A 15,109-nucleotide genomic window follows, 5' to 3' on the forward strand; every position below is an offset into this window, starting at 1 on the left:
CGGCTCCTCAGCACTCGACGACGTTGAGGGCGAGACCGCCGCGGGCGGTCTCCTTGTACTTGTCCTTCATGTCGGCTCCGGTTTCCCGCATGGTCTTGATCGCCTTGTCGAGGGAGACGTGGTGAGTGCCGTCGCCGTGCAGGGCCATCCGTGCCGCGGTGATGGCTTTGAGGGAGGCCACCGCGTTGCGTTCGATGCAGGGGATCTGGACCAGACCGCCGACGGGATCGCACGTCAGGCCGAGGTTGTGCTCGATTCCGATCTCCGCGGCGTTCTCCACCTGTTCCGGGGTTCCGCCCAGGACTTCGGCCAGGCCCGCCGCGGCCATCGAGCAGGCGGAGCCGACCTCGCCCTGGCATCCGACCTCGGCCCCGGAGATCGAGGCGTTCTCCTTGAACAGCACCCCGATGGCGGCCGCGGTCAACAGGAAGCGGACGATGCCGTCCGGGCCGGCGCCGCGCACGAACCGCTCGTAGTAGTGCAGGACCGCCGGGACGATGCCGGCCGCCCCGTTGGTCGGAGCGGTCACCACCCTGCCGCCCGCCGCGTTCTCCTCATTGACCGCCAGCGCGTACAGGGTGACCCACTCCATGGCGTGCAGGGAGTCGGCCTCGGCATCGGCCGCCAGCAGCTTGCGCTGCAGGGCAGCCGCCCGGCGGCGCACCTTCAGCCCGCCGGGCAGCACCCCGTCGTGCGCGCAGCCCTGGCGCACGCACTCCTGCATCACCGACCAGATGTGCATCAGGCCGGCGCGGACTTCGTCCTCGCTGCGCCGGGCCAGTTCGTTCTCCATCATGATCGAGCTGATCGGCAGTCCGGTGGCTCGGGTGTGCGCCAGCAACTCGGCGCCGGTGGTGAACGGGTAGCGCACCGGTGTGCTGTCCGGGACGATCTGCGGGCTGTCGGCCGTACTGTCGTCCACCACGAAGCCGCCGCCGACGGAGTAGTACGTACGCGACGCCAGGCGGTGCCCGTCGTGGGCGGTGGCCTCGAAGGTCATGGCGTTGGAGTGGAAGGCCAGCCGCTTGCCGCGGTGCAGGATCACGTCGTCGCCGGGTTGGAAAGCGATGGTGTGCTTGCCCAGCAGCCGCAGGCTCCGCAACGCCCGGACGCGGTCCATCGTCGGCTCCGCGACGGCGGGGTCGACGAGCTCGGGTGCCTCGCCCTCCAGCCCCAGGACAACGGCCTTCACACTGCCGTGGCCGTGCCCGGTGGCGCCCAGCGAGCCGAACAACTCGACATGGACGCGGCTCGTCTCCTCCAGCAGGCCGTCCTGCTCCAGGGCGTACACGAAGGAGTGCGCCGCCCGCATCGGGCCCACGGTGTGGGAGCTGGAGGGCCCGATGCCGACCTTGAACATGTCGAAGACGCTGATGCTCATCCGGGGCTCCCCCGGTACTCCGTGCTTCCCCGGTACTCCGTGCACGCGTCGACGAGCCAGGTGGCCAGGTAGGACGCGAACGAGGAGCGGACCAGCAGCCAGGCGCTGGAGGCCGCTTCTCCTCGCACCACGAGGGTGATCGGGGCCTGCGCCAGCAGCGTGGTCAGGCATGAGCCGACGGGCGTCACCTGCGGATGCAGGTCAATGGCGCAGCCGTGGGCCAGCACCGTGCGGGCGAGGTGCCCGGACAGGGCCAGCGTGGTGCGCTGCGCCGAGACGTCGGTGACCGTGGCGAACTTGTCACCGATGGCCGACCGCAGCTGCGCGACGAGGTCGTCCTGTCGGCCCTCGGGGGCCACCAGCAGCCATTCGTCCGGGCCCATCCACAGCGCCTTGACGTCGCCGGACATTTCGGCGCGCAGGGGCCCCGGCAGCGTGACACCCAAGGATGCCTCGACGGCCTGGGCCGCGGGACTGCCGGACGGCACGCGCAGAGTGAGGTGGGTCAGGAAGGGCAGTTCCCGCACCTCAAGTCCGGTGGGGAGCTGCGCCAGGGTGTCCTGCCACGCGGAGAGCGGGCTGAAGCGGCTGGGCGTCTCAACCGTCACGGCGAGTTCCCTCCTTGTCGAAGAGCACGGGTTCGGTCACGGTCACCGGGACGGTCCGGCCGTCCAGCGGGACGTAGAGGGTCTCGCCGATGCGCTGGGTTCCCGAGCGCACCAGGGCCAGGGCGAACGTCCGCTGCAGGGCGTCGCTGCGGTAGCTGGAGGTGACGTGGCCCAGCATGGGTACCGGTGGCTCCGGAATGCTGCTGGTGGCGATGATCTGGGCGCCTTCGGGCAGGAGGACCCGCTCGTCGGCCGGCAGCAGGCCCACCAACTGCTTGCGGTCGCCGCGCTGGTTCTCTTCGCGGGAGAAGGACCGCTTGCCGATGAAGTCCGGCTTCTTCTTGGACACGACCCACGACATGCCCAGGTCCTGGGGGGTGACGGTGCCGTCGGTGTCCTGCCCGATGATCGGGTACGCCTTCTCGGCGCGCAGCACGTGCATCGTCTCGGTGCCGTACGGGGTGATGCCGAACGCGCCGCCGGTCGCGTACAGGGCCTTCCACACAGTGATGCCGTCCCAGGCGGGCACGTTGATCTCGTAGGCGAGTTCACCGGAGAAGCTGATGCGGCACACCCGCGCCGGGATGCCGGCGACGGTGGCGTCCCGCCAGGACATGAACGGGAAGGCGTCGTTGTCGACGTCCAGTCCGGGAGCCACCAGGGCCAGCACGTCGCGGGAGCGCGGGCCGACCAGGGGAATGGTCGCCCAGTGCTCGGTGACGGAGGTGAGATGCACGCGCAGGTCGGGCCACTCCGTCTGCAGCCACTCCTCCATCCATTCGAGGACCTTGGCCGCGTTGCCGGTGGTGGTGGTCAGCAGGAACTCCTGCTCGGCCACCCGGATCACGGTGCCGTCGTCGAGGGCCATGCCGTCGACGCCGCACATCACGCCGTAGCGGACCCGGCCCACCTTGAGGGTGCTCATCATGTTCGTGTAGAGCCGGTCAAGGAGCACGCCGGCATCCGGGCCCTGCACATTGATCTTGCCGAGCGTGGAGCCGTCCATCATCGCCACGCCTGTGCGGGCCGCCCGGCACTCGCGCAGCACCGCCTCCTCCATGCTCTCGCCGGCCTGCGGGTAGTACCAGGGACGCTTCCACTGGCCGACGTCCTCGAACAGGGCGCCGTGCTCGACATGCCAGGGGTGCAGCGCGGTCACCCGGACCGGATCGAACAGGTCGCCGCGGTTGCGGCCCGCGAGGGCGGCGAAGGCCACCGGCACGGCGGGCGGACGGAAGCGGGTGGTGCCCAGCTCGGCGACGTCCAGCCCGAGCGCCTCGGCGACGATGCCCGAGGTCATCACCCCCGACGTACGGCCCTGGTCGTGGGCGGTGCCGATCGTGGTGTAGCGCTTGACGTGCTCCACCGACCGCAGGCCCGCCCCCGTCGCCCGCAGCACGTCGCTGACGAGGGCGTCGCGCTGCAGGTCGACGAACTGGTGCGAGCCGTCCGGGCTGTCCTGGGGGCTCGGGACCCGCCACAGCACCCGGCCGGGTGCCGCGTCCGGAAGCGGGGCGGCGGCCGGCAGGGGGGTCGTCGGGCCGGTCCTGCCGATTGCCGACAGGGCCCGCCGGGCGGCGTCCGCGCCGTCGGCCAGGCAGCCGGCCAGGGTGAAGGTACCGCTGGCCGCTCCCGCCGTACGGACGGTGTCCGGCGCCTGGTCGGGCACGAAGGCTCCGATCCCGGCGTCGTAGCGCAGGGTGCCGCGGGCCTGGCTGAACAGCGCCACGGCCGGGTTCCAGCCGCCGGAGACGAGCAGCAGATCGCAGTCGATTCCCCGCCGGTCGCCGGGGCGTCCCTGGCTGAGGGCGGCGACGTGGGCGCGAGAGACGCGCCCGATGCCGCTGGTTCCGGTGACGACGTGGCCCGCGCGTACGTCGATGCCCCGCTCCTCGCACGCGGTACGCCAGTGCGCCGGCACCTCCTCGCGGGCGTCGGTCACCGCGGCGATCCGCAGGCCCGCGTCGGCCAGTTCGAGCGCTGCCGGGTAGGCGCTGTCGTTCGTGGTGAACACGACGGCCCGCTGCCCGGGCAGTACGCCGAAGCGGTTGAGGTAGGTGCGCGCCGAGCCGGCCAGCATGATCCCGGGGCGGTCGTTGTCGTCGAAGGCGACCGGCCGCTCGTAGGCGCCGGTGGCGTACACGACCTGCCGCGCACGGATGCGCCAGATCCGCTGCCGCGAGAGGTGGGCGGGCGCCGCGGCGCCAAGGTGGTCCGTGCGCTTTTCCAGGGCCAGGACGAGTCCATCGTCGTAATGGCCGAAGGCGGTGGTGCGCTGCAGTACCTGCACATCGGCACAAGCGTTGAGCTCCGCGACGACATCGCCGCACCACGCGGTCGCCGGTGCTCCGTCGAGCAGTTCCCGGGTGCCGAGCAGCGACCCGCCGGGCTGGGAGAGCTCGTCGACGAGGACCACGCGGGCTCCGGCACGGGCGGCCGTCAGCGTGGCGGACAGTCCGGCCGGGCCGGCGCCGACGACCAGAAGGTCGCAGTGGGCGTGCATGGTGTCGTAGCGGGCCGTGTCCGGCTCGCTGCTCAGCCGGCCCTGGCCGGACAGCCCCCGGGCGACGAGGCCCTCGTACAGCTCCACGGTGGTGGCCGTGAGCATGGGCTCGGGGAAGGGGGCTTCGATCTGCACGAGCGCGTTGGGCTCTTCGGCTCCGGCGGCCAGGACACCGCGCGGCCTGCCGTACTTGATGCTGTTGGCCACCTGGTGCACCCCGTTGGCCAGCAGGGCCGAGGCGAGAGTGTCGCCGGGATGCCCGGTGTAGGCGGTGCCGTCGAAGGTGAAGGAGAGGGTGGTGTCGCGGTCGATGTGACCGTGGCCGCGGGCACGGAACGGGTTGGTCATCAGCCGGCCTCCTGGCCCTTCTGCCGCTGTACGGCGTGTGCGGTGCTCGTGGTGAGGGGGCGCTCGGCACCGGTCTCGTAGACCGCGAGGAACTCGTGGGTGACGGTGTCGCGCAGGGCGTTGAACCAGCGCCGGCAGCCGGCCGAGTGCACCCACCGTTCGGCGAACGGGCCCTTGGGGTTGTCGCGGAAGAAGACGTACTGGGCCCACTGCTCGTCATCGAGCGCGTACGGGTCGTCGGGGTGGGCGACGTGCGCCTGTCCGCCGTAGTGGAATTCGGCTTCCTCGCGCTCACCGCACCAGGGGCAGGCTATGAGCTGCATGTCGATCTCCTTGGCTGGGGCGGCGGTCAGTGGGCGACGGCGGCTGCGCCGTGCTCGTCGACCAGGGCGCCGGTGGTGAAGCGGGAGAGGGTGAAGGGCGCGGCGTAGGGGTGCGGTTCGCCGGTGGCGATGGTGTGCGCGTAGCACCAGCCGACGCCCGGTGTGGCCTTGAAGCCGCCGGTGCCCCAGCCGCAGTTGAGGTAGAGGTCCTCGACGGGGGTCAGGCCGACGATGGGCGAGGCGTCGGGAGTGACATCGACGATGCCGGCCCAGGTGCGCAGCATGTGGGCGCGGGCGAAGACGGGGAAGAGCTCCAGTGCGGCGGCCATCTGGCGTTCCAGGATGTGGAACGCGCCGCGCTGTCCGTAGCCGTTGTAGCTGTCGATCCCGGCGCCCATGACGAGTTCGCCCTTGTGGGCCTGGGAGACGTACACATGTACGGCGTTCGACATCACCACGGTCGGGTGCACCGGTTCCAGCAGTTCCGAGACCAGCGCCTGCAGCGGGTGGCTCTGCAGGGGCAGCCGCAGGCCGGCCATGGAGGCCAGCACGGAGGAGTGGCCCGCGGCCGCGAGGGCGACCTTCCCGGCGGCGATGTGGCCACGCGTGGTCCGCACCCCTCGCACGCGGCCGCCCTGGATGTCGATGCCGGTGACTTCGCAGTTCTGGATCAGGTCGATGCCGTAGTCGTTGGCCCTGCGTGCGAAGCCCCAGGCGACGTAGTCGTGCTTGGCGATGCCCGCGCGCGGCTGATAGGTGGCGCCCAGCACCGGGTAGCGCACGTCGGGTGAGGTGTTGACGATGGGACAGACCTTGGCGACCTCGTCCGGCTCCAGCCACTCGGCGTCGATGCCGTTGAGCTGGTTGGCATAGACACGGCGCTTGCTGTCGCGGATGTCCTGCAGGCTGTGGGCGAGGTTGAGTACGCCGCGCTGGCTGAAGAGGATGGGGTAGTCGAGGTCCTCTTCGAGGGTCTCCCACAGCTTCAGCGAGTGTTCGTAGATGCCGGAGCTTTCGTCCCACAGGTAGTTGGAGCGGATGATGGTGGTGTTGCGGGCCATGTTGCCGCCCGCGAGCCAGCCCTTCTCCAGGACCGCGATGTTGGTGATGCCGTGGTTCTTGGCCAGGTAGTAGGCGGTGGCCAGGCCGTGCCCGCCGCCGCCGACGATGACGACCTCGTAGGACGGCTTGGGGTCGGGGTTGCGCCACAGGAAGTCGGGGTGGTCGGGCAGGACGTCGCCGGGCGTGGCGGAAGCGTCGTTGTCGTACGGGCGCATTACTGGCCAGCCTCCTGGGCCGCGGGCTGCGGATCGACGGGGTACAGGGGGAAGCGGTCGGTCAGGACCCGGACCCGTTCGCGCAGCGCGGCGGCGTCCTGGTCGTCAAAGCCGGGCAGGAAGGCCGCCGCGATGATGTCGGCGACCTCGGTGAACTCCTCCGTCCCGAAGCCGCGGGCGGCCAGTGCGGGGGTGCCGATGCGGACGCCGGAGCTGACCATCGGCGGGCGCGGGTCGAAGGGGACGGCGTTGCGGTTCACGGTGATGCCGATCCGGTGCAGCCGGTCCTCGGCCTGCCGGCCGTCGAGTTCGGAGTGGCGCAGGTCCACCAGGACCAGGTGCACGTCCGTGCCTCCGGTCAGCACGCTGACTCCGGCGGCCCGGGTGTCCTCGGCCAGCAGCCGTCGGGCCAGGATCGCGGCTCCTTCCAGGGTGCGGCGCTGACGGTCGGCGAACTCCGGCTGGGCGGCCATCTTGAAGGCCACGGCCTTCGCCGCGATGACGTGTTCGAGGGGGCCGCCCTGCTGGCCGGGGAACACCGAGGAGTTGATCTTCTTGGCGAGTTCGGCGGTGGACAGGATCACACCGCCGCGGGGGCCGCCGAGCGTCTTGTGGGTGGTGGTGGTCACCACATGCGCGTGCGGTACGGGCGAGGGGTGCAGACCGGCGGCGACCAGGCCCGCGAAGTGAGCCATGTCCACCATCAGATGGGCGCCGACCTCGTCCGCGATACGGCGGAAGGCGGCGAAGTCGAGTTGGCGGGGGTAGGCCGACCAGCCGGCCACGATCAGCTTCGGCCGGTGCTCGTGGGCGAGTTTGCGGACCTGCTCCATGTCGATGCGGTGGTCGTGTTCGCCGACCTGGTAGGCCGCCGCCTGGTACAGGCGCCCGGAGAAGTTGATCCGCATGCCGTGGGTGAGGTGGCCGCCGTGCGCCAGGTCCAGCCCCAGGATCGTGTCGCCGGGCTGCAGCAGGGCGGCCATGACAGCCGCGTTGGCCTGCGCGCCGGAGTGGGGCTGCACGTTGGCGGCCTCGGCTCCGAACAACTGCTTGACGCGGTCGATGGCGAGCCGCTCGATGGTGTCGACGTGCTCGCAGCCGCCGTAGTAGCGGCGCCCGGGGTAGCCCTCGGCGTACTTGTTGGTCAGCACCGAGCCCTGGGCCTGCATGACCGCGAGGGGCGCGAAGTTCTCGCTCGCGATCATCTCCAGGGTGTCGCGCTGCCGAGCCAGCTCCGCCTTGATCGCCGTGGCGATCTCGGGGTCGAGGTCGTGGAGCTGAGCGCCGAGCACCGCGGATCGGGCCGCTCGCTGGTCGGGGGTCTGGGCGGTCATGAGAACTCCCTGCGGAGCAACTGAAAGACGACTGATATATCAACCTCTCGCTTGCGATACGCTAGAAGGGCGGATCGGGCCGCGTCAAGGGAGGATCTGGAGTGACTTCGTCGACCGTCGATGGTCAGGGCCATGGAACGCTGGCCGACCAGGCCTATCGCGCCATCTCGGACCGCCTTGTGACCCTCCAGATCCGCCCCGGAGAGCCCATCAACGACGAGCGGATCGCCGCCGAACTCGGCTTCGGGCGCACCCCGGTCCGGGAGGCCCTCAAGCGGCTGGAGAACGAACGCCTCATCGTCGCCTACCCTCGGCGCGGAACCTTCGCCACCGAGGTGCAGATCGCCGATCTCGGACACGTCTCAGAAGTCCGTCAGCAGCTTGAGCCTCTCGCCGCGGGGCTGGCGGCCCAACGCGCCGGTGAGGACGACCGCGGTGAACTCAACCGGTTGCTCGCACAGCTGGCGGACCCGTCCGACGGCGGCGGGGCGGCGGCGAGCGGGGACCTGATCAGGCTCGACATGGCCGTGCACCGCGCCATCTACGCCGCGACCCGCAATCCCTACCTTGAGGACACCTTGGTCAGGTACGACAACCTGGCCACACGGATCTGGTGCCTGTTCCTCGACCGGCTGCCGGGCCTGGCGGGGCACGTCCACGAGCACGGGCCGCTGCTGCGCGCCATCATCGACCGCGACGCGGAGAAGGCCGCCGCCCTTGCCGCGAGCCACGTGGAAGGGTTCGAGGCGGCGATCCGCGGCGTCATCTGATCCTTGCCACGTCCGTCTCCTTGCCACGTCCGTCGGAACGGCTCCTGCTTGTGCGACGGCCCGCCGACCGACGGCGGGCCGCGCCAGGACGGGAGAAAGGCACCCCACGCTCGATCTGCTCCTCCGGCCCGGTTCGGCGGCTCTGCGGCCGGTGGCGGGACGTCGTCCCTCGACCGTGCTGCCCATACAGCGGGCGTACGCCGGATCCGTGAGCACATCGCGGCCGGTGAGGTGGTGTATCCGGAGAAGTACCCGAGTCTGGTCCTCCTGGTCTCCACCGCGCGTGACGAGCTGCGCGAGGGCGCGGGCCGCCGGAGCTGCTCGTCGCGGCCTTCCCGCCCTGCTCTGTCACGGGTGCTCCAAGTCCCTGGCGGCCCGGCTATCGCTCGGCGTCAGCGCCCGTGGTGGTGCATCACGTGCTTGGTGCGCGAGTAGTCGTCGAGGGCGTACAGGGACAGGTCCCGCCCGTAGCCGGAGCCCTTGAAGCCGCCCCAGGGGATCTCGTTGGCGAGGACGAGGTGCGCGTTGGCCCAGACGGTGCCGGAGTCGAGTCGGGCGGCGACGGCGTGGCTGCGGCGCGCGTTCTCGGTCCAGACGGAGGCGGAGAGGCCGAGGGGGACGTCGTCGGCGCGGCGGACCGCCTCGTCCTCCTCGGTGAAGGTCTCGACGGTGACGACGGGACCGAAGACCTCCTCTCGGGTGATGTCCGCGCCCTCGGCCACGTCGACCAGCACGGTCGGGGCGACGAAGTAGCCCGGGCCGTCCAGGGCGTCGCCGCCGATCGCGGCACGGGCGCCCTGGCTCCGCGCCCCGTCGAGGTGGCCGCGGACCCGGTCGAAGTGGGCCTTGGAGACGAGCGGGCCGGCCTCGACGTCGTCGCCCGAGCGTGGGTCACCGACGACCAACTCCCCCACCTCGCAGACGAGTTCCTCGACGAACCGGTCCGCGGCGGAGGCTGCACGAGGACCCGGCAGGCGGCCCCGCACTCCTGGCCCGAGTTCCAGTAGCCCGCGACGCGCAGCGACGCGGCGGCGGCCTTGAGGTCGGCGTCCTCGAAGACGACGACCGGGGCCTTGCCGCCGAGTTCGAGGTGGACCCGCTTCAGGGAGTCGGCGGCCGCACGGGCGACGGCACGGCCGCTGCCGACCGACCCGGTCAGCGCGATCATGGCCACGTCCGGGTGTCCGGCCAGCCGGGCGCCGGCCACCGGGCCCGGCACCACGTTCACGACACTGGCGCTCACAGATTGCTGACGATCACAGGTTGATGACGATGTCCGACCGGGGTGTCGCGCAGCACGGCAGGACCCCGCCCCGGGCGATCTCGCGGTCCCGGATGCCGCCTCCGTGCCGCATGTCGACCTGCCCCGAGACCAGCGTCGTCTTGCAGGTGCCGCACAGGCCCTGCCGGCAGGACGTCGGTACGCCCAGTCCGGCGGTCTCGGCGGCCTCCAGCAGGGTGGTGTCCGGCGGGCAGAGCGTCTCGACCCCGCTCAGGGCGAACTTCACGGAGAACCCCGTGGTCGCTTCGGCCTGCGAGTCCGTGTCCGCGAGCGGCGCGCCGGCCCTCGCCGCCGCGGCGGGCTCCGTGGCGAAGACCTCCTCGTAGCAGCGGGCCGGATCGCAGCCCAGTTCCACGAGCAGTTCGCGTACGGCGGTCAGGTAGCCCTCGGGGCCACAGCTGAGGATGGCCCGGTCCTGGATGTCCGGGACCGCGGACCACAGCAGCGAGGCGCTCAGCCGTCCGCGGTAGCCGTGCCAGGGTTCGCTCCCGGCGTCGTCCTCGCAGACGTAGGCCGTGGTGAAGCCCGGCAGGTCCTGGGCGATGGTGTGCAGTTCGTCGCGGAAGAGCACGTCGTGCGGGGTCCTGGCGCTGTGCAGGTACACGACGTCGACGTCCCGACGCGGTGTCGTGCAGGGCGCGCGCCATGGACATGAACGGTGTCGCGCCGCTGCCGCCCGACAGCAGCAGGTACTTGTGTGCCGGATGGTCCTCCATGGTGAACAGGCCGTACGGCCCGCGGGCCCGCACCTCGTCCCCCTGGCGCAGGTTGTCGTGCAGCCAGTTGGAGACCACTCCGTCGGGTGTCCGCTTGACCGTGATGGACAGCAGTGCGGGCGGGTCGGCGACGAGGACAGGTGTAGCAGCGGCTGACGGGCCGGCCGTCGACGGTGAAGTCGAAGGTCATGAACTGCCCCGGCCGGTAGGGCAGGTGACCGGGCGTCTCCGGCTGGAAAAGGAACGTCTTGACGTCGTGCGTCACCGTTCTCACCTGGCGGCAGACGAGGGTCAGACCGTCGTCGGCGTCCAGCGGGGGCAGCTCGCCGATCTGAGGAACCTGGGCGCCCGAAGGGGCGTGCAGAGCGGTCACGCGGTGCACCTCGTGTGGTGGAAGGTGGTGGTGGAAGAGGAACGGCGGTCAGGCGCCGAGGTGAGCGGTGAGACGCTCGATGTACCAGGTGACGAAGTTCTCGACCCAGGACTCCGTGGGCGAGTACGGCCCCGGCTCGTACGCCGGGCTGGCGGCACCGATCTGTGCCTCGGCGACGAAGGCCGCGTCCTGGGCGTTCGTCGTACGCCAGACGGAGACCAGGTTCTCCACGTCGTAGTCCACGCCCTCCACGGCGTCCTTGTGCACCAGCCAGGTCGTGCGCAGCCGGGAAGTGGTGGGCGACAGCGGCAGCACGGAGAAGGTCACCGCGTGGTCGCTGAGGAGGTGGTGCCAGGTGTTCGGCTGCAGGTGCAGGCCCTGCCGGCCGAGGCGCGGCTGGGCGAACTCACCCAGCAGCCGCTTGCAGGCCGCCTTGGCGTCGCGGGTCATGGACTCGCCGGCCTTGTCGAGCGGAGTGCGCTCCACGAGGAACCCGGTCGGCCGGCCGGTCAGGCCGTCCACCTGGCGGTACGGCAGGCCCTCGCGCTCCCAGATCTCGGTCATCTCCGCGTCGATCCTCAGGAAGCGCTCGTACCCCGCCCGCCTGCTCGGGCCGATGTCCTCCTCCCGGTAGCCGATCGTCGGGAAGAGCGAGGCTCCGAGTTCGGGATGGCCGCCGCAGTGGTAGCACTCGCGGTTGTTCTCCATCACCAGCTTCCAGTTGCCCTGCTCGATGATGTCGACCTGGTGGGCGACCTTGGTGTCCCTGAGCGCGTGCGGGGCCAGGTACGGCTCGACCGTGGCGGCGACCTCGGCGATGTCCTCCGGCGGCTCGGCGGCGAGGCAGATGAAGAGCAGTCCGCTGATGCTGCGCAGGTGCACCTGCTTGAGGCTGAAGCAGCTCGGGTCGAAGCCCTCGCCGGTCGACTCGGCGTACAGGAGGCGGCCCGTGGTGTCGTAGGTCCAGTGGTGGTACGGGCAGACCAGGTTGCCGACCGTGCCGCCTTTGTCGGACAGCAGGCGCGATCCGCGGTGCCGGCACACGTTGTGGAAGGCGCGTACCCCGCCGTCGTCGTCCCGCAGTACGATCACGGACCAGCGGCCGACCTCCACCGTCACATAGTCACCGGGCTCGGGGATCTCGGGCTCCGAGCCGACGAAGAACCAGTGGCGCCCGAAGATCGCTTCGACGTCCAGCTGGTACAGGTCCTCGTCGTTGTAGAACGGGGACTGAAGGCTCCAGCCCGGCCTGCGGCGGCGGACCAGTTCCACGACGTCCTGCCGGGTGAGCCGCCGCCCCGTAAGTCCGGCGGTGCCTGCGGCGGCGAGGCCCGCCACGGAGTCCGGCATTACTGATGTCATGGACACCACTCCTTCGTCACGGCGCCGACCGGATTCACCCCGTTTTCGGCGCACCGTCACCCGATGGGTCCATGGCACACCGCCGCCGGTACCGGGAACACGAGAGAAATACGGATACCCACCCGGAGATCCCCGGCTCTTCGCTCCTGGGCGCGCCCCCGGGGCGGCTTCGGCCAGAACCCGGACCTCCTGTCGGATCTCACGTTTTTGGGGCTGCCGCTCGCTCCGCGCCGCCGTTACGCTCCACCCATGAACGGCAATCTTCCGGCCGAGCTCACGGGTTTCGTGGGCCGCAGGGCCGAACTCACCCGGGTCCGGAAGATGCTCTCCGACGCGCGGCTGGTGACCCTCACCGGGGTCGGCGGCGTCGGAAAGACGCGGCTCGCGCTGCGCGTGGCGCAGCAGGCGCAGCGCGCCTTCCGCCACGGAACGTGGCTGGTCGAACTCGCACCGCTGCGCACCCCCGGAACCGCTGCCCCTGAGCGTCTGCGACGCGCTGGGCGTCGACCCCTTTCAGAGCCCGCCGCTCGATGTCCTCGTGGACCATCTCCGAGGCCGGCAGCTCCTGCTCGTGCTGGACAACTGCGAGCATCTGCAGGACGCCTGCTCGGCGCTGGCCGAGTCCGTGCTGCGGGCCTGCCCGGAGGTGCGGGTGCTGGCCACCACGCGGCACCGGCTCGGTGTCCCGGGCGAGCACACGTTCCAGGTACCGCCCCTGGCGCACCCGGACCCCGGCCTCCCCGTGTCGCCGCGGACACTCCCCTCGTACGAGTCCGTGATGCTGTTCGCGGACCGGGCCGCCGCCGCGGTGGACGACTTCGCGATCGATGAGGGCAACGCGGCCGAGGTGGCGGCCCTGTGCAGCCGGCTGGACGGCATCCCGCTCGCGCTGGAGCTCGCGGCGGTCCGGTTGCGGTCACTGTCCCTGACCGAGCTGGTGGCACGGCTCGACGACCGTTTTCAGCTGCTCACCTCCGGTTCCCGGACGGCGCTGCCCCGGCAGCAGACGCTGCGCGCGCTCATCGACTGGAGCTTCGGCCTGTGCACGGAATCGGAGCGAGCCCTGTGGGCACGGCTGTCCGTCTTCGCGGGAGAGTTCGACGTGGAGGCGGTTCAGGAGGTCTGCGCGGGTGACACCGCCGTCCCGGACACGTGCGTCCTGGACCTGCTGGCCTCCCTGGTCGACAAGTCCGTACTGACCTGCGACCAGCGCGGGCCGCGGGCCCGTTACCGCATGCTGGAGACGATCCGGCAGTACGGCGAGGAGCGGCTCGCCGCGGACGGAGACGCCGCCGCGCTGCGGCTCCGGCACCGGGACTACTACCTGAGCTTGGCCAAGGAGGCGGGGCGCCACTGGTTCACTCCCACCGCCGGCGAGTGGCTCGCACGACTGCACCAGGAGGACGGCAACCTGCACAGTGCGCTTCAGTTCAGCCTCTCGCAGCCCGGGGAGGCCGCCGCGGGACTGGTGCTCGCGGCGGAGCTGGGCACGTACTGGGAGGGCAGCGGGGCGGTGGTGGCGGGACGGAACTGGCTCGACCGGTTGCTGGCCCGGTCGCCGGACCGGGACAGCGCGCGGGCCCGCGGGCTGGCGGCGGCGGGCTGGCTCGCCGTGCTGCAGGGCGACCCGGAGGCCGCGACGGCGCTGCTGGACGAGTGCGAGGCGATGGTCCCGGACCTCGCCGACCCGGCGATACCTGCGCAGGTGGCGCTCTTCCGCGGGATGGCGGCGATGTGCGCGGGCGACCTGGAGCTCGCCATGCGGCTGATCGAGGAGGCGCTGGCCCGGCACCGGGAGCTCGGCGATCCGTACCTGGAGTCCATGTCGCTGTTCCGGCTCGCCCTGGTCGCCTCGGCGCTGGGCGACGCGGAGCGGGCCGTGGCCTGGTCGGAGGAGTGCCGGGCGCTGTGTGAGGCGCACGGGGAGAGCTGGTCCCGCTCGTACGCCCTGTGGGTGCTGGCCGTGGAGAGGTGGCGCGGTGGCGCGGTGGCCGCGGCGACGGAACTGGCGGAGCAGAGCCTGCGGGACGTCCACCGCCTCGGTGACCGGCTCGGCGTCGCCCTCGGCCTGGAACTGATGGCCTGGATCGCGGTCACCAACGGGCGGGCCGAACGTGCCGCGGTGCTCTTCGGCCAGGCGGACGCGATGTGGCAGGCGTCCAGTGCCCCGCTGGCCGGCTTCGGTCTGCTGCGCGGATTCCACGACGGCGGAGCGGCGACGGCGCGCAAGGTGCTGGGGGCGAGTGCGTACCGCCGGGCCTTCGAGGAGGGCGCCCGCCTCGCGACGGCGGAGGCTGTGCGGTTCGCCCTCGGTTCCGCGGCGCCGGGCGGGCCCGGCGGCAACCCGGCGGATCGGAGCGGCTCCGGCTCGAAGAGTCCGCTGACCCGCCGCGAGACGGAAGTCGCCGCCATGGTCGTGCGCGGTCTGACGAACAAGGAGATCGCCGCCGCCCTGGTCATCGCTCAGCGCACGGTGGAGTCACACATCGAGCACATCATGGCGAAGCTCTCCTTCACCTCGCGGGCGCAGATCGCCGCCTGGGCCACGGACGGCGGTCTCGACCCGGGCCGCTCCCGGACGGCTCACGCGGCTCGCTGAGTCCCCCGGCCACTGGTCGACCGGCGTCCGCTGAGTCCCCCGGTCACCGGTCGGCCGGCGTCCGGCCCGTCCGGGGCACAGGAAAGCCGACGGGCCGGCTCCCGCGAGTCCGAGGACTCAAGGGAGACCGGCCCGTTCGCGTGCTTTTGGACTATGCGAACCAGGAGTCGACGAGGGACTTGTTGTCCGCGATCCATTCCTTGGCGGCTTCCTGTTCCTTGCCCTTGCCCTTG

Annotated in this window: 9 protein-coding genes and 2 pseudogenes; 2 read left to right on the top strand and 9 right to left on the bottom strand. The window is 71.3% G+C overall.

The features are described from left to right. Positions 1-7: 7 nt before the first annotated feature. From ACWD3C_RS32080 to glyA, 5 genes and pseudogenes are all read right to left on the bottom strand, one after another. Entirely contained in the window at positions 8-1,381 is a 1,374-nt protein-coding gene (locus ACWD3C_RS32080; protein ID WP_451149681.1) for an L-serine ammonia-lyase, read from the bottom strand. Then, positions 1,378-1,989 (bottom strand): sarcosine oxidase subunit gamma, encoded by a 612-nt coding sequence (locus tag ACWD3C_RS32085; RefSeq protein WP_451149682.1) that lies wholly within the window; start codon positions 1,987-1,989, stop codon positions 1,378-1,380. Before ACWD3C_RS32085 ends, ACWD3C_RS32080 begins: the two co-directional genes overlap by 4 nt. Beyond that, positions 1,979-5,163 (bottom strand): annotated as a pseudogene (locus ACWD3C_RS32090) (sarcosine oxidase subunit delta family protein). The gene ACWD3C_RS32085 and the pseudogene ACWD3C_RS32090 overlap by 11 nt, the downstream one beginning before the upstream one ends. A gap of 26 nt (positions 5,164-5,189) precedes the next feature. Beyond that, positions 5,190-6,440 carry a sarcosine oxidase subunit beta family protein gene (locus tag ACWD3C_RS32095; RefSeq protein WP_451149683.1) on the bottom strand — a complete coding sequence of 417 codons (1,251 nt, stop codon included), beginning with the start codon at positions 6,438-6,440 and terminating at the stop codon, positions 5,190-5,192. Beyond that, positions 6,440-7,774, bottom strand: coding sequence for a serine hydroxymethyltransferase (gene glyA, locus ACWD3C_RS32100; RefSeq protein WP_451149684.1), 1,335 nt, complete (start codon positions 7,772-7,774; stop codon positions 6,440-6,442). The genes ACWD3C_RS32095 and glyA overlap by 1 nt, the downstream gene beginning before the upstream one ends. Positions 7,775-7,875: 101 nt before the next feature. Between glyA and ACWD3C_RS32105 the strand changes: the two genes are divergently transcribed. Then, complete coding sequence (locus ACWD3C_RS32105) at positions 7,876-8,544, top strand: GntR family transcriptional regulator (protein WP_451149685.1); 669 nt, start codon at positions 7,876-7,878, stop codon at positions 8,542-8,544. Positions 8,545-8,936: 392 nt separating this feature from the next. Here the strand turns inward: ACWD3C_RS32105 and ACWD3C_RS32110 are convergent, their stop codons facing one another. From ACWD3C_RS32110 to ACWD3C_RS32125, 4 genes and pseudogenes are all read right to left on the bottom strand, one after another. Continuing rightward, a complete protein-coding gene (locus ACWD3C_RS32110; RefSeq protein WP_451149686.1) occupies positions 8,937-9,530 on the bottom strand; it encodes an aldehyde dehydrogenase family protein in 594 nt (197 codons plus the stop codon). A 29-nt stretch (positions 9,531-9,559) separates the two neighbouring features. After that, positions 9,560-9,787 (bottom strand): annotated as a pseudogene (locus ACWD3C_RS32115) (aldehyde dehydrogenase family protein); the annotation flags it as partial. Between the two features lie 13 nt (positions 9,788-9,800). Then, on the bottom strand, positions 9,801-10,430 hold the full coding sequence (locus ACWD3C_RS32120) for a 2Fe-2S iron-sulfur cluster-binding protein (RefSeq protein ID WP_451149687.1): 630 nt from the start codon (positions 10,428-10,430) through the stop codon (positions 9,801-9,803). Between the two features lie 533 nt (positions 10,431-10,963). Further along, positions 10,964-12,277, bottom strand: coding sequence for an aromatic ring-hydroxylating oxygenase subunit alpha (locus ACWD3C_RS32125; protein ID WP_451149688.1), 1,314 nt, complete (start codon positions 12,275-12,277; stop codon positions 10,964-10,966). Positions 12,278-12,815: 538 nt separating this feature from the next. Here ACWD3C_RS32125 and ACWD3C_RS32130 point away from each other — a divergent pair. Further along, entirely contained in the window at positions 12,816-14,876 is a 2,061-nt protein-coding gene (locus ACWD3C_RS32130) for an ATP-binding protein (protein WP_451149689.1), read from the top strand. Positions 14,877-15,109: the final 233 nt, after the last annotated feature.

This window comes from Streptomyces sp. NPDC002845, from assembly GCF_053591955.1.